This window comes from Cellulomonas algicola, assembly GCF_003851725.1.
GTDB classification, from domain to species: Bacteria; Actinomycetota; Actinomycetes; order Actinomycetales; family Cellulomonadaceae; genus Cellulomonas; species Cellulomonas algicola.
The window spans coordinates 1-22,623 of record NZ_BHYL01000085.1 but is presented as its reverse complement, the minus strand read 5'-3'; the positions used below and the strand labels follow the sequence as shown (position 1 = coordinate 22,623).

Annotated in this window: 14 protein-coding genes and 1 pseudogene; 9 read left to right on the top strand and 6 right to left on the bottom strand. The window is 74.1% G+C overall.

Annotated features, from left to right (window positions below):
• Positions 1-103 precede the first annotated feature (103 nt).
• The 3 genes from CTKZ_RS06480 to CTKZ_RS06470 form a co-directional block, all read right to left on the bottom strand.
• Positions 104-1,606 carry an MDR family MFS transporter gene (locus CTKZ_RS06480; RefSeq protein ID WP_124342183.1) on the bottom strand — a complete coding sequence of 501 codons (1,503 nt, stop codon included), beginning with the start codon at positions 1,604-1,606 and terminating at the stop codon, positions 104-106.
• A 282-nt stretch (positions 1,607-1,888) separates the two neighbouring features.
• Positions 1,889-2,458, bottom strand: a complete 570-nt coding sequence (locus CTKZ_RS06475; protein WP_124342182.1) for a hypothetical protein — start codon at positions 2,456-2,458, stop codon at positions 1,889-1,891.
• Positions 2,459-2,474: 16 nt separating this feature from the next.
• Positions 2,475-3,623: a zinc-dependent alcohol dehydrogenase gene (locus tag CTKZ_RS06470; RefSeq protein ID WP_124342181.1), complete on the bottom strand. Its 1,149-nt coding sequence runs from the start codon at positions 3,621-3,623 to the stop codon at positions 2,475-2,477.
• Between the two features lie 176 nt (positions 3,624-3,799).
• On the opposite strand from CTKZ_RS06470, the gene CTKZ_RS06465 reads away from it, so the two are divergent.
• The 7 genes from CTKZ_RS06465 (at position 3,800) to CTKZ_RS21980 (ending at position 17,431) form a co-directional block, all read left to right on the top strand.
• Entirely contained in the window at positions 3,800-7,513 is a 3,714-nt protein-coding gene (locus CTKZ_RS06465; protein WP_124342180.1) for a nitrate reductase subunit alpha, read from the top strand.
• A 37-nt stretch (positions 7,514-7,550) separates the two neighbouring features.
• A complete protein-coding gene (narH, locus tag CTKZ_RS06460; RefSeq protein ID WP_124342179.1) occupies positions 7,551-9,293 on the top strand; it encodes a nitrate reductase subunit beta in 1,743 nt (580 codons plus the stop codon).
• Positions 9,290-9,997 carry a nitrate reductase molybdenum cofactor assembly chaperone gene (narJ, locus tag CTKZ_RS06455; protein ID WP_235843373.1) on the top strand — a complete coding sequence of 236 codons (708 nt, stop codon included), beginning with the start codon at positions 9,290-9,292 and terminating at the stop codon, positions 9,995-9,997. Before narH ends, narJ begins: the two co-directional genes overlap by 4 nt.
• Positions 9,997-10,758 (top strand): respiratory nitrate reductase subunit gamma, encoded by a 762-nt coding sequence (gene narI / locus CTKZ_RS06450; protein ID WP_124342178.1) that lies wholly within the window; start codon positions 9,997-9,999, stop codon positions 10,756-10,758. Before narJ ends, narI begins: the two co-directional genes overlap by 1 nt.
• Complete coding sequence (locus CTKZ_RS06445; RefSeq protein ID WP_124342177.1) at positions 10,755-11,963, top strand: MFS transporter; 1,209 nt, start codon at positions 10,755-10,757, stop codon at positions 11,961-11,963. Before narI ends, CTKZ_RS06445 begins: the two co-directional genes overlap by 4 nt.
• 364 nt (positions 11,964-12,327) lie before the next feature.
• Positions 12,328-17,016 (top strand): PDDEXK-like endonuclease domain-containing protein, encoded by a 4,689-nt coding sequence (locus tag CTKZ_RS21440; RefSeq protein ID WP_235843372.1) that lies wholly within the window; start codon positions 12,328-12,330, stop codon positions 17,014-17,016.
• A 49-nt stretch (positions 17,017-17,065) separates the two neighbouring features.
• Positions 17,066-17,431 (top strand): hypothetical protein, encoded by a 366-nt coding sequence (locus CTKZ_RS21980; protein WP_200829658.1) that lies wholly within the window; start codon positions 17,066-17,068, stop codon positions 17,429-17,431.
• Between the two features lie 195 nt (positions 17,432-17,626).
• Here CTKZ_RS21980 and mscL read toward each other — a convergent pair whose 3' ends face one another.
• Together mscL and CTKZ_RS06425 are read right to left on the bottom strand one after the other, a co-directional pair.
• Complete coding sequence (gene mscL, locus CTKZ_RS06430; protein WP_124342175.1) at positions 17,627-18,187, bottom strand: large conductance mechanosensitive channel protein MscL; 561 nt, start codon at positions 18,185-18,187, stop codon at positions 17,627-17,629.
• A 68-nt stretch (positions 18,188-18,255) separates the two neighbouring features.
• Complete coding sequence (locus CTKZ_RS06425) at positions 18,256-18,948, bottom strand: SAF domain-containing protein (protein ID WP_200829657.1); 693 nt, start codon at positions 18,946-18,948, stop codon at positions 18,256-18,258.
• Between the two features lie 325 nt (positions 18,949-19,273).
• Between CTKZ_RS06425 and CTKZ_RS22670 the strand changes: the two genes are divergently transcribed.
• A complete protein-coding gene (locus CTKZ_RS22670; protein ID WP_307720288.1) occupies positions 19,274-19,435 on the top strand; it encodes a hypothetical protein in 162 nt (53 codons plus the stop codon).
• Between the two features lie 14 nt (positions 19,436-19,449).
• Here the strand turns inward: CTKZ_RS22670 and CTKZ_RS22665 are convergent.
• Positions 19,450-19,590, bottom strand: a pseudogene (locus CTKZ_RS22665) (FmdB family zinc ribbon protein); the annotation flags it as partial.
• A 209-nt stretch (positions 19,591-19,799) separates the two neighbouring features.
• On the opposite strand from CTKZ_RS22665, the gene CTKZ_RS06415 reads away from it, so the two are divergent.
• Positions 19,800-22,373 (top strand): penicillin acylase family protein, encoded by a 2,574-nt coding sequence (locus CTKZ_RS06415; RefSeq protein ID WP_200829656.1) that lies wholly within the window; start codon positions 19,800-19,802, stop codon positions 22,371-22,373.
• Positions 22,374-22,623 lie beyond the last annotated feature (250 nt).

Sequence of the window (22,623 nt, the reverse complement as noted above, 5' to 3'; positions counted from 1 at the left end):
GCCGTCGCCGTCTACGCGGATCCAGCCGAGCAGCTCACGGTCGCCCTCGCGCCGGTGCTCGATCCAGTCGGCCGTGAGCCCGCTCATCGGTGCACGCCCGCCCTCAGTGCCCGCCGCCGTGCGGGCCCTCGACCCGCTCGCGCGGCACCGCGAAGGCGAGCGGGAGCGCGACGAGCGACAGGATCGCGCCGACGAGGAACGCCGAGTGGATGCCGCCCGCGGTGGCCGCGACCTCGCTCGCACCGCCGTCGGCGAGCGCGATCGACTGCGCGGTGAGGACCGTGACGAACAGCGCCGTGCCGGCCGCACCGGCGACCTGCTGGAGCGTCCCGACGACCGCGGACCCGTGCGAGTACCGCTCGGCGGGCAGCGACCCGAGGGCCGAGGTGAACAGCGGCGTGAACATGAGCGCGAGCCCGGCGGACATCGTGAGGTGCGCGGCGAGCAGCATCCACGGCGAGGACTCCGGCTGCAGCAGGACGAAGCCCCACAGCGCGAGGCTCAGCGCGATCGCGCCGGGGACGAGCAGCGGACGCGGCCCGACCTTGTCGTACGCGCGCCCGACCGCGGGTGCGAGCAGGCCCATGAGCAGCCCACCAGGCAGCAGCAGCAGGCCGGTCTGGAGGGTCGTGAGGCCCAGGACGGACTGCGCGTAGATCGGCAGCAGGATGATGACGCCGAACAGCGACACCATGAGGCCCGCGAGCAGCGCGACGGACACCGCGAAGGTGCGCGACGAGAAGACGCGCAGGTCGAGCAGCGCGTCGTCGACGCGGGCGAGCGACCGCTGCCGCAGGACGAACAGGACGAGCGCGACCGCGCCGACGCCGAGCGAGATCCACGTGGTCGTCGCGACGCCGCCGTCGGTGATCTCGCCGAGGCCCGACAGGCCGTAGACGATCCCGCCGAACCCGAGCGCCGACAGGATCACGGACGTCACGTCGACCTTGGCGTACCGGGGCTCGGTCACGTTCGGCAGACGCATCGCGCCGAGCACGATCGCGACGACCGCGATGGGCAGGACCAGCCCGAACATCCAGCGCCAGCTGAGGACCGACAGGATGAGGCCGGAGATCGTCGGGCCGATCGCGGGGGCGACGGAGATGACGACGGAGATGTTGCCCATGGTGCGGCCGCGCGCGGCGGGCGGCGTGACCGTCATGACGGTCGTCATGAGCAGCGGGAGCATGATCGCGGTCCCCGACGCCTGCACGATGCGCCCGGCGAGCAGCACGACGAACCCGGGGGCGAGCGCGCAGATCAGCGTGCCCGTCGCGAACAGCGTCATGGCCAGCAGGAACGCGGGGCGCGTGGTGATCCGCTGCAGCACGAACCCGGTGACGGGGATGACGACGGCCATCGTCAGCATGAAGGCGGTGGTCAGCCACTGGGCGGTCGACGCGGTGATCGACAGGTCCGTCATGAGCCGCGGCAGCGCGACGCCCATGATGGTCTCGTTGAGGATGACGACGAACGTCGAGACGAGCAGGACCGTGACCGCGAGGCGGTCGCGCGGGCTCATCCCGGCGGTGGGGACGGCCGGCGCGGCGGACGACCCGCCCGAGGCGGGTTCGTCGCGGAGCTTGGCGGTGGAGGTCTCGGTCACAGGGGCACCTGGCTTCCGGGGGACGGTCGGGAGTGGTGTCGCACGCGTCGACGCGAGCGGCGTCGACGGCGGAGCGTCCAGTCTTGTCGAGGGGTCTGACACGGTCGACGCAAATACGCCACCGGCAGACGGGCCTCTTCCTGACCGACCGCCCACCACGCCACAACTCATCGGCCACCCCGCTGCTTCCCGCGACCGGCGGGCGAGCAGGCGCCCGCCACGCGTCTGCTGACGCGCGCGGCGGAGGGTCGGCGCGCCGGTCGCGAGGTTCGCGGTCCGGGGTCAGCGCAGGCGACGGCGCAGCGCGTGGACCATGAGGGCGACGCCCGCGGCGGCGAGCACCCACGGCCCGGCGACCAGGACGGGGTCCATCGCCTGGTGGCCCCGGTCGACGCGGTGCCCCTCGGCGCGCGACCGCAGGCCGCGCCGCTCGCCCTCCGCGAGCACGCCCGTCTCCGTCACGGGGTTGTCGGGGTGCGGCGTCGCGAAGGACGCGAGGTGCTGCTCGACGGCGTCCACGCGGTCGGCCGCGATGAGCAGCAGCCAGTGCGCGGCGCGGCCCTCGCTGTAGGCGGCGTACGCGTGCCGGCGGATCGCCCCCGAGAGGCCGTGCAGCGGTTGGGCGGTGCCGAAGACGGGTGTGAGACGCGCGTGCTCGATCGACCGCTCGCGCGGCGCGAGCTCGGGCTGCTGCTCGGGCTCGGTCCAGTGCGCACCGGTCTCGAGGTCGGTGCGCTCGCGGGGGTACGACGGGCGGTCGGCGGGGTTCTTGTCCGCCCCCCAGCCGGGGATGCGGGCGGCGAGCTGCTCGGGGGTCTCGGGCAGCGGGGGCTTGTCCGGGGTGTACGGCACGTCGACCTCCTGGTTGTCAGTCCTGGCCCGGCAGGACGAGCGTCTTGACGCAGCCGTCGAGCTTCGCGGAGAACATGTGGTACCCCTCCGCGATGTCGTCGAGCGGGATGCGGTGCGTGACGATGTCGCTCGGCTTCAGGTAGCCGTTGCGGATGTGCTCGAGCAGCCGCGGCCACTGCCGCTTCACGGGCGCCTGGTTGGTGCGGATGGTGAGGCCCTTGTTGACGGCGTCGCCGAGCTTCACGGCCGAGAAGATCGGGCCGTAGGCCCCCATGACGGAGACCGTGCCGCCCTTGCGGACCGAGTCGACGGCCCAGTTGAGCGCGACGGGCGAGCCGCCCTGGAGCTTGAGCTTGGCGCCGGTGACGTGCTGCGTGAGGTTGCCGTCGGCCTCGGCCCCGACGGCGTCGATGACGACGTCCGCACCGAGGTACCCGGTCGCCTTCTTGAGGTGTACGACGAGGTCGTCGACCTCCGCGAAGTTCACGGTCTCCGCGAACGCGAAGGTCCGCGCCTTCTCGAGCCGGTAGTCGACGTGGTCGACGACGATCACGCGGCCCGCGCCCATGAGCCACGCGGACCGGGCCGCGAACAGGCCGACGGGTCCGGCCCCGAGGACCACGACCACGTCGCCTTCGGCGATGTCGCCGAGCTGCGCGCCGAAGTAGCCCGTGGAGCAGGCGTCCGTCAGCAGGACCGCGTCCTCGTCGGGCAGCCAGTCGGGGATCTTCGACGGCCCGACGTCCGCGAACGGGACGCGCACGAGCTCCGCCTGGCCGCCGTCGTACCCGCCCGCGGTGTGCGAGTAGCCGTAGATCCCGCCGACGGCCGTCGCGTTCGGGTTGACGTTGTGGCAGTTCGACCACAGGCCTCGTGCGCAGAAGAAGCACGTGCCGCAGAAGATGTTGAACGGCACCATGACGCGGTCGCCGACGGTCAGGTTCCGGACCGACGAGCCGACCTGCTCGACGACGCCCACGAACTCGTGGCCGAACGTGTGCCCGACGCGGGTGTCGGGCATCATCCCGTGGTAGAGGTGCAGGTCGGAGCCGCAGATCGCGGCGCACGTGACCCGTACGACCGCGTCGTTCGGGTGCTCGATCCGCGGGTCGGGCTTCTCCTCGACACGGACCTTGTACGGACCTCGGTAGACCATCGCGCGCATGGGGGCGTCCTCGGGGGCCGGCGGGGGCGCGCCCGCGGCTCGACGCTCCCGACAGGCTCGCACGGGCCCGTCGAGGTCGCAGCCCGGACGCCCGACACGCGGCGACGCAGGCCGGACGACGTGCCCGGGGGCGACTTCCGGTGGCGGCAACCTGCGGGCTCCGGCATGGTCGGGCCATGGGCGAGGGGGCTCGACTCGACGGACCCGCGACGGATGCGCTCCTGCAGGCAGGGCGCTTCTTCACGCGGTGGGACGAGACCGCCGACAACCGGGCGGTGTTCCGGGAGGGCGGCCGGCGCGGCGACGCGTTCTACCGGGACCGCTGGCGCCACGACAAGGTGGTCCGCTCGACGCACGGCGTGAACTGCACGGGCTCGTGCTCGTGGAAGGTCTACGTCAAGGACGGGATCATCACGTGGGAGGCCCAGCAGACGGACTACCCGTCGCCCGGCCCCGACCGCCCCGACTACGAGCCGCGGGGTTGCCCGCGTGGGGCGGCGTTCTCCTGGTACACGTACTCGCCGACGCGGGTCCGGTACCCGTACGCGCGCGGCGTGCTCGTCGAGATGTACCGCGAGGCGAAGGCGCGGCTCAAGGACCCGGTGCTCGCGTGGGCGGACGTCGTCGGGGATCCCGAGCGCCGGCGGCGGTACCAGCAGGCGCGCGGCAAGGGCGGGCTCGTGCGCGTCGGGTGGGACGAGGCCGTCGAGATGGTCGCCGCGGGCCACGTGCACACCATCAAGACGTACGGCCCGGACCGGTGCGCGGGCTTCTCGCCGATCCCGGCGATGTCGATCGTGTCGCACTGCGTCGGGACGCGGTTCGTGCAGCTCATCGGCGGCGTCATGACGTCGTTCTACGACTGGTACGCGGACCTGCCCGTCGCGAGCCCGCAGATGTTCGGCGACCAGACCGACGTCCCGGAGTCGGGCGACTGGTGGGACGCGACCTACCTGATGATGTGGGGCTCGAACGTCCCGGTGACGCGCACCCCGGACGCGCACTGGATGGCGGAGGTCCGCTACCGCGGCACGAAGGTCGTCACGGTGTCGCCGGACTACGCGGACAACACGAAGTTCGCCGACGAGTGGCTGCCCGCGCAGGCGGGGACGGACGCGGCGCTCGCGATGGCGATGGGACACGTCGTGCTGCGGGAGTTCCTCGTCGACCGCGAGGTGCCGTTCTTCCGGGACTACGTGAAGCAGTACACCGACCTGCCGTTCCTGGTGACGCTCACGCCGCACGCCGAAGGGGGCTACGTCCCGTCGAAGTTCCTGCGCGCGGCCGACCTCCCGGACGCGGTCCCCGGGGCCGAGGGCGACGACTGGAAGACGGTCCTGCTCGACGCGGCGACCGGGCGGCCCGTCGTGCCGAACGGGTCGATGGGCTTCCGCTACACGGAGTCGGGCGAGGGGCGGTGGAACCTCGACCTCGAGGGCGTCGACCCGGCGCTCAGCGCGGCCGACGCGGGCGCGACCGCGGCTGAGCCCGTGCCGGTGCTGCTGCCCGTGTTCGACCAGCCCGACGGCTCGGGCTCGGTGCTGCACCGCGGCGTGCCCGCACGACGCGTCGGCGACCACCTCGTCACGACCGTCTACGACCTCATGCTCGCGCAGTACGGCGTCGGGCGGGACGGGCTCCCGGGGCAGTGGGCGGCGGGCTACGACGACGCCGACACCCCGTACACGCCCGCGTGGCAGGAGGCGATCACGTCGGTCCCCGCGGCGGCGTGCGCGCGGATCGCGCGCGAGTTCGCGGCGAACGCGGAGAAGTCGCGCGGCCGGTCGATGATCATCATGGGCGCGGGCATCTGCCAGTGGTTCCACGGCGACGCGACGTACCGCGCGGTGCTCGCGCTGCTCGCGCTCACGGGGTGCTTCGGGCGCAACGGCGGCGGCTGGGCGCACTACGTCGGCCAGGAGAAGTGCCGCCCGCTGACGGGGTGGCTGTCGCTCGCGAACGCGCTCGACTGGTCGCGCCCGCCGCGCACGATGACCGGCACGTCGTACTGGTACATGCACACGGACCAGTGGCGGTTCGACGGGTACCGCGCGGACGCGCTCGCGTCGCCGCTGGCCGAGGGGCACCTGGCGGGGATGCACACGGCGGACACGATCGCGCAGTCGGCGCGGCTCGGGTGGATGCCGTTCTACCCGCAGTTCGACCGCAACCCGCTGGACCTGGCCGACGAGGTGCGGGCCGCCGCCGACGCCGGGGAGGCGCCCGACGCCACGGCCGCGCTGGTCGAGCGCATCGCGGACCGCCGCGTGCGCTTCGCAATCGAGGACGTCGACGCCCCCGAGAACTGGCCGCGCACGCTGATCCTCTGGCGCGCGAACCTGCTGGGGTCGTCGGCCAAGGGCAACGAGTACTTCCTGCGCTACCTGCTCGGCACGCACTCGAACGTCACGGCCGAGCCTGCCGACGTCCGGCCGCGCGACGTCACGTGGCGCGACGGCGTGCCCGAGGGGAAGCTCGACCTGCTGGTGAGCGCGGACTTCCGCATGACGTCGACGACGCTGCTGTCGGACGTCGTCCTGCCCGCGGCGACCTGGTACGAGAAGTACGACCTGTCGTCGACGGACATGCACCCCTTCGTCCACGCGTTCACCCCGGCCATCGACCCGCCGTGGGAGGCGCGCTCCGACTTCGACGCGTTCCACCTGGTCGCACGCCGGTTCTCCGAGCTCGCGCGCACGCACCTCGGCACGCGGTACGACGTCGTGAGCGTCCCGGTCCAGCACGACACCCCCGGTGAGGCGGCGGGGCACGTCGGGGGCCGGGCGCGGGACTGGGCGGGCGGTGACATCGCGCCGCAGCCCGGCGTGAACCTGCCGCTGCTGCAGGTCGTCGAGCGGGACTACACGGCGGTCGCGGACAAGCTCGGCTCGCTCGGGCCGCTCGCCGACACGCTGGGGTTCACGATCAAGAACGTCACCTACCGGCTCGAGCACGAGGTCGAGCGGCTCGGTCGGCTCAACGGCGTCATGCTCGGCGGCGCGGGCGACGGGCGGCCGGCGCTCGACACCGACGTCAAGCTCGCCGAGGCCATCCTGTCGCTGTCCGGCACCACGAACGGCGAGCTCGCGACGCAGGGCTTCCGGTCGCTCGAACGTCGGGTGGGCAAGCCGCTCGCGGACCTCGCGGAGGGGTCGGAGGAGAAGCGGATCACGTTCGCCGACACCCAGGCCCGCCCCGTGCCCGTCATCACGTCGCCCGAGTGGTCGGGGTCGGAGACGGGCGGCCGCCGGTACGCGCCGTTCACCGTCAACGTCGAGCGGCTCAAGCCGTGGCACACGCTCACCGGCCGCATGCACTTCTTCCTCGACCACGACTGGATGACGGACCTCGGCGAGGCGCTGCCGATCTACCGCCCGCCGCTCGACCTGCACCGGCTGCTCGGCGAGCCACGGCTCGGCCCCGACGGCGACGCGCAGGTCACCGTGCGGTACCTGACCCCGCACAACAAGTGGTCGATCCACTCCGAGTACCAGGACAACCTGCTGATGCTGTCGCTGTCGCGCGGCGGGCCCGTCTGCTGGGTGTCGGTGCAGGACGCGGCGATCATCGGGGCTGCCGACAACGACTGGATCGAGTGCGTCAACGCGAACGGCGTGTTCGTCGCGCGGGCCATCGTGAGCCACCGCCTGCCGCAGGGCGTCGTGTTCGTGCACCACGCGCAGGAACGGACCATCGACGTCCCCAAGTCGGAGAAGACCGGGCGACGCGGCGGCATCCACAACTCCGTGACGCGCCTGCTGGTCAAGCCGACGCACCTCGTCGGCGGCTACGCGCAGCTGTCCTACACGTTCAACTACCTCGGCCCGACCGGCAACCAACGGGACATCGTGGCGACGATCCGCCGCCGCTCGCAGGAGGTGGAGTACTGATGCTCGCCGCACCGGAGGTCCAGGGAGGACCCGGCTCATGAGGGTCATGGCGCAGATGGCGATGGTCATGAACCTCGACAAGTGCATCGGGTGCCACACGTGCTCGGTCACCTGCAAGCAGGCGTGGACGAACCGCGCGGGCGTCGAGTACGTGTGGTTCAACAACGTCGAGACGCGGCCCGGGCAGGGCTACCCGCGGCGCTACGAGGACCAGGAGCAGTGGCGCGGCGGCTGGACGCTCAACAAGCGCGGCCGGCTCACGCTCAAGGCCGGCGGCCGCGTCAAGAAGCTCCTGACGATCTTCGCGAGCCCGGTCCAGCCGAAGCTCGAGGACTACTACGAGCCGTGGACGTACGACTACGAGAAGCTCATCGACGCGCCGCTCGGCGACGACTTCCCCGTCGCGCGTCCCAAGTCCCTCATCACCGGCGAGGACACCAAGATCCGCTGGTCGGCCAACTGGGACGACAACCTCGGCGGCACCGCGGAGCTGGGGCACCTCGACCCGATGGTCGCGAAGGTCCGCGCCGAGTCGGAGGACCGCATCCGGTTCGAGCTCGAGCGCACGTTCATGATGTACCTGCCGCGGATCTGCGAGCACTGCCTCAACCCGTCGTGCATGGCGTCGTGCCCGTCGGGCGCGATCTACAAGCGGGCCGAGGACGGCATCGTCCTCGTCGACCAGGACCGCTGCCGCGGCTGGCGTCAGTGCGTCACCGGCTGCCCGTACAAGAAGATCTACTTCAACCACAAGACCGGCAAGGCCGAGAAGTGCACGTTCTGCTACCCCCGCGTCGAGGTGGGCCTGCCGACGGTCTGCTCGGAGACGTGCGTCGGGCGGCTGCGCTACATCGGCCTCGTCCTCTACGACGCGGACCGCGTCACGGAGGCTGCGTCGGTCCCCGACGACCAGGACCTCTACGAGTCCCAGCTCGACCTCATGCTCGACCCGACCGACCCCGCGGTGATCGCCGCCGCCCGCGAGCAGGGCATCCCCGCCGACTGGCTCGACGCCGCCCGCCGCTCGCCCGTCTACGCCCTCGCCAAGACGTACCGCGTCGCCCTGCCCCTGCACCCCGAGTACCGGACCATGCCGATGGTCTGGTACGTCCCGCCGCTCTCGCCCGTCGTCGACCTGCTGCGCGAGCAGGGGCACGACGCCGAGGACCACGGCAACCTGTTCGGCGCGATCGACGCGCTGCGCATCCCCGTCGAGTACCTCGCGTCGCTGTTCACCGCGGGCGACACCGACGTCGTCACGGGCGTCCTGCGCCGTCTCGCCGCGATGCGCGGCTACCTGCGCGGCATCACGCTCGACGAGGACGCCGACGAGCGCATCCCCGCGTCGGTCGGCATGACCGGGCAGCTCATGTACGCGATGTACCGGCTGCTCGCGATCGCCAAGTACGAGGACCGGTACGTCATCCCGAAGGCCCACGAGGAGCGCGGGCACGAGCTCGAGGAGCTCGGCTGCTCGCTCGACTACGACGAGGGTCCCGGGATGTACGAGCAGGCGCCGTTCGGCGAGGCGTCCGGCCGACCCGTGCCCGTCGCGGTCGAGACGTTCCACGCGCTCAAGCAGCGGCAGACGTCCGACCGGCTCGCGACACCGTCCGAGATGCACGGGAGGGTCAACCTGCTCAACTGGGACGGCAAGGGGACACCGCCCGGGCTGTTCCCGTCGTCCGGCGGACGGGCCACACCACCCGGACCGGGCGCGACCGGCGGGGCCGACGACGGGCCGGGCGTCGACCCGGGCGTCACGGGGACGCGGTCGTGAGGGGGCCGGTGGTCCGGGGGCGGCGCGCGTCGACGGCACGCCGGACGTCCGCGCGCGTCGTGCACCAGGCGGCGTCGTGGTGCCTCGCGTACCCCGACGACGACCTCGTCGACCGGCTGCCGCTGCTCGTGGCCGCCGTCGACGAGCTGCCCGCCGGAGCCGCGCGCGACGGGCTCCGCGGCTTCCTCGACCACGCCGCGACCACGCCGCTCGCCGACCTCCAGCGCGCCTACGTCGACGCGTTCGACCTGTCGGGCCGCCAGACGCTCTACCTGTCGTACTGGACCGACGGCGACACCCGCCGGCGCGGCGAGGTGCTCGCCGCCTTCAAGGCCCGGTACCGCGCGTCGGGGATGCTCGTCGACACCCGGGGCGAGCTGCCCGACCACCTGCCGCTCGTGCTCGAGTACGCCGCCGTCGCCGACCCCGTCGACGGGCCTTCGCTGCTCCAGGAGTACCGGCCGAGCCTCGAGCTCGTCCGGCTCGCGCTCGTCGAGGCCGGCAGCCCGTGGGCCGGCGTCCTCACCGCGGTGTGCGCGACGCTGCCCGGCGAGTCGCCGCGCGACCGCGCCGCGGTGCACGCGATGGCGGCGGCCGGGCCGCCGCGCGAGTCCGTCGGGCTCGACGCCGCCGACCCTCGGCTGCTGCCGCTCGCGGGGTCTGTCCCGGCGGGTGCTGACGGGCCGAGCGGAGGAGGGCGCTGATGGACGTGCTGCTGTGGGGCGTCGTGCCGTACCTCGCGATCGTCACGCTCGTCGGCGGGACGATCTGGCGGTACCGCTACGACCAGTTCGGCTGGACGACCCGCTCGTCGCAGCTCTACGAGTCCCGGCTGCTGCGCATCGGCAGCCCGCTGTTCCACTTCGGGCTCGTGTTCGTCATCGTCGGGCACGTCGGCGGCCTCGTGATCCCGCAGTCCTGGACCGACGCCGCCGGGCTGTCGCAGGAGGCGTACCACGCGATGGCGCTGGTCATCGGGGGGATCGCCGGCTTCTGCACGCTCGTCGGCGTCGCGATCCTCGTCTACCGGCGGCGCCGCACCGGACCCGTCTTCATGGCGACGACGAAGAACGACAAGACGATGTACGTCGCGCTCGTCGCCGCGATCGTGCTGGGACTGTGGACCACCCTGAACTCCGTCGGCGCCGGCCACGAGGCGCACAACTACCGCGAGACCGTCGCCCCCTGGTTCCGGTCGTTGTTCGTGCTGCAGCCCGACGTCGCGTCGATGGCCGCGGCGCCCGCGTCGTTCCAGTGGCACACCCTCGTCGGCCTCGCCCTGATCGCGATCTTCCCGTTCACGCGCCTCGTGCACGCGTTCACCGCGCCGTTCCACTACCTGTTCCGCCCGTACATCGTCTACCGCAGCCGCGACGCCCGGCCGACCCCCGGCGCGAGCGCACCCCGACGCGGGTGGGACCCCGTCGGCACACGTGACCGCGAAGGATCGGGGAGACGCCGATGACGACGACCGCCGCGACGACGACCCGCGTGTCGGGCCGCACGCTCAACCTCGTCCTCGCGACGTGGACGTTCGCCATCACGTTCTGGGCGTGGAACCTCGTCGGCCCGCTCGCCGCGCGCTACACCGAGGAGCTCGGGCTGTCGGCGACCGAGAAGTCGCTGCTCGTCGCGACCCCCGTGCTCGTCGGCGCGATCGGGCGCATCCCGGTCGGCGCGCTCACCGACCGCGTCGGCGGTCGTCGGATGCTCGGCATCCTGTCGCTGATCTCGATCGTCCCCGTGCTGCTCGTCGCGTTCGCGGGGGAGCAGGAGTCGTACGCGCTGCTGCTGCTGTTCGGCTTCCTGCTCGGCATCGCCGGCACGACGTTCGCGGCCGGCATCCCGTTCGTCAACGCCTGGTACGAGCCCGCTCGCCGCGGCTTCGCGACCGGCGTCTTCGGCATCGGCATGGGCGGCACCGCGCTGTCGTCGTTCTTCACGCCGCGCATGGTGAACTCGTTCGGCTACGTGACGACGCACGTGCTCGTGGCCATCGCGCTCGCGGTGACGGGCTTCGTCGTGCTGTCGGTGTCGTGCGACGCGCCCGCCTGGAAGCCGTCGACGCAGCCCGTCGTCCCGAAGCTCCGCGCCGCGATCAAGCTGCCCGTCACCTGGCAGATGTCGTTCCTCTACGCCGTGACGTTCGGCGGCTTCGTCGCGTTCTCCACCTACCTGCCGACGTACCTGTCCGACGTCTACGGCTACGACCTCGCCGACGCCGGCGCACGCACCGCGGGGTTCGCGATCGCGGCCGTCGTCGCGCGCCCGCTCGGCGGCATCCTGTCCGACCGCGTGCACCCCAAGCCCATCGTCCTCGTGTCCCTCGCCGGCGCCGCGATCATGGCCGTGCTGCTCTCGTTCAAGCCCGTCCCGGAGATCCCCGCGGGCACCGAGTTCGTGCTCATGGCCTTCTTCCTCGGCATCGGGACGGGCGGCGTGTTCGCCTGGGTCGCGCGCCGTGCACCCGCCGACCGGGTCGGCTCCGTGTCGGGCATCGTGGGGGCCGCGGGCGGCCTCGGCGGGTACTTCCCGCCGCTCGTCATGGGGGCGACCTACGACGAGGCGACGCACTCCTACACGGTCGGTCTGCTGCTGCTCTCGGCCACCGCGGTCGTCTCGTTCCTGTTCGTCCTGCTGCGCCTGAAGCGCGAGGACCGGGTAACGTGACGGGAGGCGTCGAGGAGCGCGGACACCGGCAGACCCGATCGTGTGAAAACCGCCCGACAGCCTGGCCTGGACGTTTGACCAAGAGCCCCCTCATGCCGCACACTCGTACTCGACGGTGCGCATCGCCTGCCCCCTGCGCGGTGCGCACCGTTGTGACTTCCCAGGAGCGGGACGGGTCTTCGGAGCCGTCCCGCTCCTGTCGTCTGCGGGCACGTCCCCGACGGGGCCGTCGCGACGGGAGAACCGCATGACGACGGGGGAGAGCCGCGGCACGACGTCCCCGGGCGCGGGCACGACGACACCATCGGGGGAGCCTCGGCGCGCCACGCCGCCGACCGCAGACCCTGCCGTTACCGTTCCTGGGGTGACAGTCCCCGCGCGCTCGTCCGGCACGGGTCCCGACCAGGCTCCCGCGACCGACGCGACCCCGAACGCCCCCGTCGCCCTCGTCGCCCCGCCGACCCGGGCCGACCTCGTCGACCGCGCGGTGGAACGCTGGCGCGAAGGCCTGGTCGAGGCCGCCGGCGGGTCGACCCTCGCCGACATGGAGCTGCTCGGCGACGCCGCGCTCGACCTCACCGCCGCCCACCCCTCGGGGATGGCCCAGCTCTTCGCCGGCCGTCCCACGCGCCTGTCCAACCTGGTCCGCGAGGGCGCCGCGCTGTCGACCGCGCGCCGTCGTGCGCGGGCCGTCGCGTCGCGCGCCGCCGTCTACGAGCAGCGCTACGGCATCGCCCCGACCGCGCTCGCGATCGGCGTCGCGACCTGGACCGAGCGGCCCGCCGCCCGCGACGACCACGACGACGTCGACGCGCTCGCCGTCGCGACCCGGCCCGCCGAGCCCGCACCCCGGTCGGCCACCCAGGCCCGCACCGTCCGCGCGCCCGTGCTGCTGCGACCCGTCACGCTGCGCGCCCGCGGCACCGGCGAGGCCGACTACGAGATCGCGCTCGAGCCGACGCTCGACGTCAACCCCGTCCTCGCTCGTGCCCTGCGCACCCGCGGCGCCCTGCTCGACCCGGGCGCGGTCGCGCGCGGCACGTTCGAGAGCGGCGGCTTCGACCCGCGCGGCGCGCTCGCGCGGCTGTCGTCGCTCGGGGAGGCCGTGCTCGACGACTTCCGGCTGACCGAGAAGGTCGTCGTCGGGACGTTCGTGCACCCCGGGCAGATCCTCGTCGACGACCTCGACGCGCTGTCCGCGGCGCTCGACCAGCACGAGGTCGTCTGCGCGCTCGCGGGCGTCGACGTCGACCGCGAGCGGCTCGTCGTCCGCCTGCCCGAGCCCGTCGCGGGCGACCGCGACCCGAGCGTCGAGCGGGGTGTCGGCGACCTCGACCCCGCGCAGCAGCACCTGCTCGACGCGCTCAGCACCGGTGCGCACCTGTTCGTCGACGCCCCGACCGGCGCCGACGTCACCGGCACGCTCGCCGCGGTCGTCGCCGACGCCGCCGCGTCCGGCCGCACGGTCCTCTACGTCCCCGGCCACCGCCGCGGCGCCACCGCGCTCGCCGCCCGGCTCGACGAGCTCGGCCTCGGCGACCTCCTGCTCGACGTCGCCCCCGAGGCCGGCTGGCGCACCGCCGCCGCGCGCCGCCTGCTCGGCGCGATGACCCTCGACGCGCCCGCGGTCGACGGGCAGAGCCTGCACGTCCTGCGCACGCGGCTCGTCGAGCACCGCGAGCGGCTGCGCGCGTACGTCGACGACCTGCACGCGACCCGCACGCCGTGGGGCGCGTCCGCCTACGACGCGCTGCAGCAGCTCGCCCGGCTGACCTCGACGCGTCCGGCGCCGCGCACCACGGTGCGCCTCACCCCGGACGTCGCACGCGTGCTCGACGCCGAGCGGCGCGCGGCCCTCGGTGCGGACCTGGTCCGGGCCGGCGAGCTCGGCGCGTTCGACGTCCGGCCCGTGGACACGCCCTGGTACGGCGCCGACCTGCGCACACGCGCCGACGCCGACGTCGTCGTGCGACGGATCTCGCGGCTGCTCGACGGCGCCCTGCCCGCGCTCGTCGAGCGCACCGCGCAGGTCGCGGCCGACACCGGGCTCACGCAGGCGACGTCCGTCGCGTCGTGGGCCGAGCAGCTCCGGATGCTCGACGGCGTCCGTGGGGCGCTCGACGTCTTCCTGCCGATCGTCTTCGAGCGGACCGCCGCCGACCTCGTCGCCGCGACCGCGACACCGCAGTGGCGCACCGAGCGCGGCGTCGACATGGGCTTCTGGCTGCGCCGGCGGCTGCGGCGGCAGGCCCGCGACATGGTCCGCCCGGGCCGTCCCGTCGCCGACCTGCACGCCGCGCTGCTTGACGTGCAGGCGCAGCGCGAGATCTGGCAGGCGCACTGCCCCGCGGGCGGCTGGCCGCGGCTGCCCGACGGGCTCGAGCACATCGAGGAGGAGCACCAGGCCGTCGCCGAGGACCTGCGGGCCCTCGACGAGGTGCTCGCGTCGACCCCCGGCGGCGCCGGGCTCGCGCAGCTGCCCTTCGCCGCGCTGACCGAGCGGCTGTCGCGGCTGCGCGCCGACACGAGCGCGCTCGACACGCTGCCCGACCGCACCGGTCTGCTGCACCGGCTGCGCGCCGCCGGGCTCGGGGAGCTCGTCGACGACCTCGCCACGCGCCGCGTCGACCCCACGCTCGCCCCCGCCGAGCTCGACCTCGCGTGGTGGAGCACGGTCATCGAGCAGATCCTCACGCAGGACCCCACGCTCGCCGGCTACGACGGCACCGCGCTCGGCGACCTGTCCGCGCAGTACGCCGCGCTCGACCGCGCGCACGTCGCGAGCCTCGCCGGACCCGTCCGGCAGGCCGTCGCCGCGCAGACGCAGGAGGTCCTGCGGCAGAACCGTGAGCAGTCCGAGTCGCTGTTCGTCGAGCTCGTCGAGGAGCGGCTCACGTCGCTGCGCGACACCATCGCGCGCCACCCCGACATCGCGCGCCGCCTGCGTCCCGTCGTCGCGGCGAGCCCGATGCTCGTGCCGCAGGTGCTGCCGCCGTCGCGCACCGTCGACCTCGTCGTCATCGACGCCGCCGCGCACCTGCCCGTCGACATGGCCGTCGCCGCCATCGCCCGCGGCCGGCAGGTCGTCGTCGTCGGCGACGCCCGGTGCGCCTCCGGCACCGCCGTGCGCGAGCTCGCCGCCGTCCTGCCCGTCGTCGCCCTGCACGCCGAGACGTCGCGCCGCGACCCGTACCTCACCGCGTTCCTCGCCGCGCACGGGTACGAGGGCGTGCTGTCGCCGACCCCGCTGCCCGAGCACCGCCCGCTCGTCCGGCTCGACGTCGTCGACGGCACCGGCATGCCCGACGCCGCCACCGGCACCGTCGCGTCGACGCGGGCCGAGGTCGAGCACGTCGTCGAGCTCGTGCTGCACCACGCGCTCATGCAGCCCGACGAGTCGCTCGCCGTCGTCACGCCGTCCGCCGTGCACGCCGACGCGCTCCGCGACGCGATCCTCACCGAGGTCCGCGGCAACCCTGCCGTCGCCGCGTTCTTCGACGGCGGGCGCGCCGAGCCGTTCGTCGTCACCGACCTCGCCAACGTCGCGGGCCTGCGCCGTGAGGCCGTCATCCTGTCCGTCGGGTTCGGTCGCACCCCGCACCGCCGCGTCCTGCACTCCTTCGGCGTCGTCGGCGAGCCGGGTGGCGACGCCCTGCTCCTCGACGTCCTCGGCGCCACGCGGCACCGGCTCACCGTCGTGTCCTGCTTCGGCGCCGACGACCTCGACCCCGAGCGCGTCCGCGCCGCCGGTCCGCGGCTGCTGCGCGACCTGCTCGCGTTCGCCGGGTCCCGCGGTGCCGGTGCCACCGGCGACGACGTGCGGCTCGTCGCGCCCGGTCCGCGCCCTGACGCCGACATCGACCTGCGCGCCGCCGACGCGGCCGAGGCGTCGGGCGGGACCGCCGGCCGGTCGGCGTCGGCGTCGTCCTCGGCGTCGGCCGGGGTCGCACGTGGCGCGACGCACGACGCCGGCGAGCCCGACCGGCTGCTGCTCGACCTCGCCGAGCGGCTCTGGCGGCACGGCCTGACCGTCGAGGTCGACTACGGCATCCCCGGCGGAACCCGCATCCCCATGGTCGTCGGGCACCCCGACGCGCAGGACCGGCTGCTCGTCGCCGTCCTCACCGACGACGAGGCCTACGTCGGCGAGCCGTCGGTGCGCGTCCGCGACCGGCTCCTCGCCGACCGGCTCGAGCGGCTCGGCTGGACGGTCGTGCGCGTGTGGTCCGCTGCGGCGTTCCTCGACCCCCAGGCCGAGGTCGATCGCATCCGTCGCGCCGTGCACGGTCGCGTACCCGCGCCCGCGATCCCGCGCAAGGCGCCGCTCGTGCTCGGCATCCCGTCGTCCGTCGACGAGACCGACGAGGTCGAGGAGCTACCGCCCGTCACCGCGCCCATCCGCATCTCCGTCCGCGCGACCCTCGCCGCGCGCCGCGCGGCCGGCGCCGACGACGTGGACGCCGCGACCGCCGACGAGGACCCCGACGCGAGGACCGAGGGCCGCGACCGCGACGCGAGGACCTGGGGCGACGACCCCGACGCGAGCGACGACACGCGCGACTCCGAGGGCGCGGTCGCCGGTCACGACACGGTCGACCCGGGGACCAGCGGCGTCGGTCGTGACGCGGACGTCGCGGTCGCCGGTCACGACGCGGTCGACTCGGACGACCCGACGACCGACTCCGGACGCGCCCCGGTCGACCAGGCTGCGCCGGCAGGGGCCGGGACGCACGCGGCCTCGGGCGAGGCGGGTGTCGCGCGGGTCGACGGTGAGTCGTCGACCGCGTCAGAGCCCACGACCGGTGCCCACCACGTGCAGCTCACGCTCGCCGGGGTGCCCGGCGCACCGCGGCCCGACGTGCGCAAGGGTCTGCCGATCGGCGCCTACAGCGACGACCAGCTCGACGAGCTCGTCGCGTGGCTCCGGTCGGACGGGGAGAACCGCAACCGTGAGCAGCTCGCCGCCGCGCTCCGCGACGAGCTCGGGATCACGCGCCGCTCCTACCGGATCGACACCGCCGTCCGCTCGGCCGTGAGCCGCGCCCTGCGCTGACGCACCGGGGTCTGCCGGGCAGAGCTGCGCCGGGTGGGATCATCGTGCGGTGAGCGACAGCCCCGAGGACCTGGCCCGGACGGAGGCCGTCGACGGTCCAGGTCGGACGCCGACCCCGGCCGTGCGTGCGGACGCCGGAGCGGCGTCCGGGCGGTCGCCGCGTGCCCCGCGACGAGCCGTCCGACGGGCGGGGACCGTGGGCACCGACGAGTCGGTGCTGCGTTCGACGCTCCCGGCGGCGCCGGCCGACGGCCCGGACCAGGCCGCGTCTCCCGCGACACCGGCGCAGCCCGCTGACACGTCCCACGACCCGGCCGTCCCGCTGCGTGCCCTCGACGACACCGACGTCGGCTGGGGCCACGACGCCGACTCGAACGACGACCGTCTGCACCGCGACCGCCCGCCGCACTGGTGACGCGCGCGAGCACGCCGCGCGCGACCCGCGCTCGTCGGTGCCGCCGGTGAACCACGCCGCCGTCTGACGGGTGGGGACGCGGCCCGCGCCGGTGCGCTCGTCTGGGGCGGCGACAGCGGTGGCCGTCGCCCATTCAGCGTCGGTGGGCGGTGTCGCCTGTCGCAGCGTCGGTGAGCGGGTTCGCCCGCGGTGGTGTCAGGCGGTCGGAGGAGGCGTCGCCGGGCCGCTGCCCGGCTGGAACGTCGGGGGAGTGCCGGGAGCCGTGCCGGTCCCCGGAACCGCGCCGGCGTCGTTGGCCACGGCAGGGCTGGGGCGGGCGGCGAGCAGGTCGCGGATCTCCTGGAGCAGCAGGATGTCCTCGGCCGGGGCCTTGGGCTCCTCCTCCTCGCCACGCTTGCGCCGCGCGGCCAGGGCGTTGAGCGGCAGCACGATGACGAAGTACACCGCCGCCGCGGTGATGAGGAACTGCAGCAGCGCGTTGAGGATGACCCCGATCGAGAACGTGGCGCCGTTGATCGTGAAGCGGCCCAGGGCGGACAGGTCCGGCTCGCCGAAGATCGCCGCGATCAGCGGGCCGATGAACCCGTCCTGGAGCGCGGTGACCACGCCCGTGAACGCCGCGCCGATGACGACGCCGACGGCGAGCTCGATCGCGTTGCCGCGCGAGATGAAGTCCTTGAAGCCCTGGAACACCTTCGGCAGCCCGCGCAGGTGCTCGCCGGCGCCCCGCAGGCCCTTGTTGACGGTGTCGGTCATGTGTGCCCCCGGCAGCTCACGGCGTGCGTCAGGGCCGGTCGGAGGGGCCCTGTCGCTGGACTGGACGATCATGGCACGACCACCGCAGAGAGCAAGGCGGTCGCCGAGGCGCCGGCGAGCGCGCGCGCCTCGTCGGGCGTGACGGCGAGCAGGACGGGTGGCGCCGGGCCGGCGTCCGCCCCGAAGGACACCGCGTCGGGCGGGGACTCCTCGGTGGGCGTCGGCAGGACGAGGGCACGCGTCGCGACGACGCGCCCGTCGCCCTCGTCGGGAGTCGCCGCGAGGACGTCGACGCGCATCCCGGGCCGCAGGAGCGCCGCGGCCGCCTCGTCGGCGAGGCGCACTGCGGTGACGACCGTGCCGGGTGGGCCGGTCGCGTCCGACGCCACGAGCACGCCCGGGACCAGCGGGGTGCCGGTCGCGAGGTCCACGGCCGTGACCCGTCCGACGACTGCGTCGGCGTCGGCCGGGACGTCGTCGGGTGCGACGGTCACCGGCACGGCGCGCACCGTCAGGTCACCGTCGGCGAGCGTCGCACCGGCGTCGAGGGACCGTGCGGCCACGACGAGCTCGACCGTCGGTGGCGGCGGGGGCCGCAGCGCGCCGACGACGCCGAGAGCGGCCACGGCGAGGGTCAGCGCCAGCAGCGCAGGACGAGCCCGCCACAGCAGGACACGCGCGCGCAGCGCGACGGGTGCGCGGCGACGCGCGAGCGGTGGCGGGCGGTCCGGTCGGGACGGGTCACGTCGGTCGAGAGACACGTCCGCGACGCTACGGACGCACCGTCGGAGCCCTGGTGGTGCGGGACGCCGTCGGTGCGCGTCCGCGCGCGAGGGCGGGCTGTGGACGGCTCGCGACCCGACGGGGACGGCCCGTCCGGATGCGGCCCGACGTGCGGTGCACCCGGAGCGACGGCGAGATGTCGGGCGGCCCGGCACGTCGTCCGGCCCGACCTCGTGCGTCGCGGGCGGGTCGACGCGAGGCTCGCCTCGCGAGGGCCAGCGTCGGATCCTGGCGGCCGGCGGCACCGCTCGCCGCGACGGTCGCCGCCGCGGCCGTCAGGACGAGGCGGCGGGTGCCTTGCTCGTGGTCGACGTCGACGAGGTCGTGCTCGGGGCGCTGGTCGACGCGCTGCCCGAGGAGGAGCCGGACGTGGACGACGACGAGGGGGAGCCGGACGACGAGGGAGACGAGGAGGACGTCGTCGACGAGGACGTCGACCCCGACGAGCGCGCGTCGTTGCGGTAGAACCCCGAGCCCTTGAACACGACGCCGACGGCCGAGAACACCTTGCGCAGCCGGCCCTCGCACTCGGGGCAGACGGTCAGCGAGGCGTCGGAGAACGACTGCTGGATCTCGAAGGCGTGACCGCACGCCGTGCACGCGTAGGCGTAGGTGGGCATCGGGGCTCCTGGACGAGGTCGACGGGCCGGCCCGGCGGGACGCCCGGGTGGCCTGGCACTCACATGGATCGAGTGCCAATCCTAACGGCACGCGCGCCGACTGCATTCCGCGGGTACCCGGACGCGGACCTCGCGGAGCGCCGCCGCTGGTCATCCCCAGGTCTGGTGTGCTGCCACCCCGGGCCCAGACGGACAAGTACCCTCGCAACGTGTCCCGCCTGCGCCTCGTCCGGGTCGCGTTCGCGACCGTCGCCGTCGTCCTGGTCCTCGCCCTGGTGGCGACGGCCGTGGGCGTGGTCGTCGTCCTGCGCCGTCCGCTGCCCGAGGTGTCCGGCGAGCTCACGCTGCCCGGCCTCGAGGGCGAGGTGACGGTCACCCGCGACCCGCGCGGCGTGCCGACGATCACGGCGTCGACGTCCGAGGACCTGTTCCGCGCGCAGGGGTACGTCACGGCCCAGGACCGCTTCTTCGAGATGGACTACCGCCGGCACGTCACCGCCGGACGGCTGTCGGAGCTCGTCGGCGAGAACGAGGACGCGCTCGCGGCGGACAAGGTGATCCGGACGTTCGGCTGGCGGCACGTCGCGGAGCAGGAGTGGGACGTCGTCGAGCAGTCGACGCGCGACGCGCTCCAGGCGTACGCCGACGGGGTCAACGCGTACCTGGCGGACCGGGACCCCTCGCAGATCGCGGTCGAGTACACGGTCCTCGGGGCCCGGACGAGCACGCCGGCCCCCGAGAAGTGGGACCCGGTCGACTCGCTCGCGTGGCTCAAGGCGCTCGCGTGGGACCTGCGCGGCAACTACGACCGTGAGCTGGCACGCGCGCGGACGTTCGCGTCGGTGCAGGACGTCGCCCGCGTCGAGCAGCTGTTCCCCGCCTACCCGCAGGACGTGAACCAGCCGATCCTCTCGGCGGAGCAGGTGGGCCAGGGCGCGACCACGACGGCGGCGACGACGGGGCTCGACCTCGCGGGCGACGACCTGCAGGCGGCGCTCGCGTCGGCGCAGCGGGCGCTCGACGCGGTGCCGCACCTGGTCGGCGACGGCGAGGGCGTCGGGTCGAACTCCTGGGCGGTCTCGGGACGCTACACCGAGTCCGGCGCGCCGCTGCTGGCGAACGACCCGCACCTCGGCATCTCGGCCCCGGGCATCTGGGCGCAGGTCGGCCTGCGCTGCGCGGAGGTCACGGCGGAGTGCCCCTACGACGTCACGGGGTTCGCCAACGCGGGCATGCCCGGTGTCGTCATCGGGCACAACGCCGACCTCGCGTGGGGCCTGACGAACCTCGGCGCGGACGTCACGGACTTCTTCCTCGAGAAGGTCGACGACGACGTGACCGTGCGGGACGGCGGCACCGCTCCGATCCGGCACCGGCGCGAGGTCATCCACGTCAACGGCGGCCGGTCGGTCGAGCTCGACGTCCGCGAGACGGTGCACGGCCCGATCGTGTCCGACGTCCTCGACGTCGACGCGGTCGAGGACGCGCCCGTGCCCGACGGCGCGCCGGGCCGCCAGTTCGAGGTCGCGCTGGCCTGGACGGCGCTGCAGCCGGGCCGGACGGCCGACGCGCTGCTCGCGATGGCCACGGCGCGCGACGCGGACGACGTCGCCGCGGTCGCGGCGCTCCTCGAGGTGCCCGCGCAGAACATCGTGTTCGCGACGGTCGACGGCCACATCGGCTACCAGGCGCCGGGCCGGATCCCGGTGCGGACGTCGGTGCTGGGCGGTCCGGTCCCGTCGGACGGCACGTGGCCGCGGCCCGGCTGGGACAGCGCGTACGACTGGCAGGGGTTCGTCGACCCGACCGACATGCCCCGCACGCTCGACCCGGCGGAGGGTTTCGTCGTCGCCGCGAACCAGGCCGTGACGCCGAGCGGCGTGGGCCCGTTCCTCACCGACGACTGGGACTACGGCTACCGCTCGCAGCGGATCCGCACGCTGCTGACGGAGCGGCTCGCGACGGGCGAGCCCGTGACAGTGGCCGACATGGCGGAGATCCAGTCGGACCAGCGGAACCCGTACGCCGACATGCTGGTGCCGACGCTGCTGTCGCTGCCGATCGAGGACGAGTTCGACGACGACGGCCAGGAGCTGCTGCGCGACTGGGACCGCGTGTCGTCGTCCGACTCCGCGGCGGCCGCGTACTTCGCGGCGGTGTGGAAGACGATCCTGACGCTCGCGTTCGACGACGACCTGCCCGACGACGCGTCGCCCGCGGGCGACTCGCGCTGGCTCGAGGTCGTGCGACGCCTCGTCGACGACCCGTCGTCGCCCTGGTGGGACGACCGGTCGACGCCCGCCGTCGTGGAAGGTCGCGACGAGATCCTCACGCGCGCGATGGTGTCGGCCCGCCGACAGCTCACGACGCAGCTCGGCCGCGACGCCGAGGACTGGCGCTGGGGCATGCTGCACGTCGCCGCGCCCGAGCACCCGGTGCTCGGCGGTGAGTCGCTCCCGGGCGTCCTGCGGCGCCTGGTCAACCCGTCGCCGCTGAGTGTCGGCGGCGGCTCGGCCATCGTCGACGCGACCGCGTGGGACGCGAGCACGCCGTCGTACGCGGTGACGGCCGCGCCGTCGATGCGGATGGTCGTCGACCTGGGGGACCTCGACTCCTCGACGTGGGTGAACCTCACCGGCACGTCGGGCCACCCCGCGAGCGTGCACTACACCGACCAGTTCAAGGCGTGGGCGACCGGGGAGACGTTCCCGTGGCCGTTCACGCAGGCCGCGACGGAGGCCGACGCGACGGATCACCTGACGCTGCTGCCGTCGACGGACTGACGCTCCTCGTCCCGCAGGCGGCCGCTGCACCGAGGCGGCGCGCCCGCGCCGACCCGTCGGGCCCGTCAGGCCCGCCCGACCGACCCGTCGGCTCCGTCAGGCCGGCCAAACCCGTCGGGCCCGTCAGGCCGTGCCCGGCCCGACGGGTCGCCAGCCGTCCGGGGTCGCGACACCGTCGACCAGACGGTCGTGCGGCTCGCGCGGCAGGGGACGCGTCTCCGCGTCGTACAGCTCCTCCGGGAAGACGATC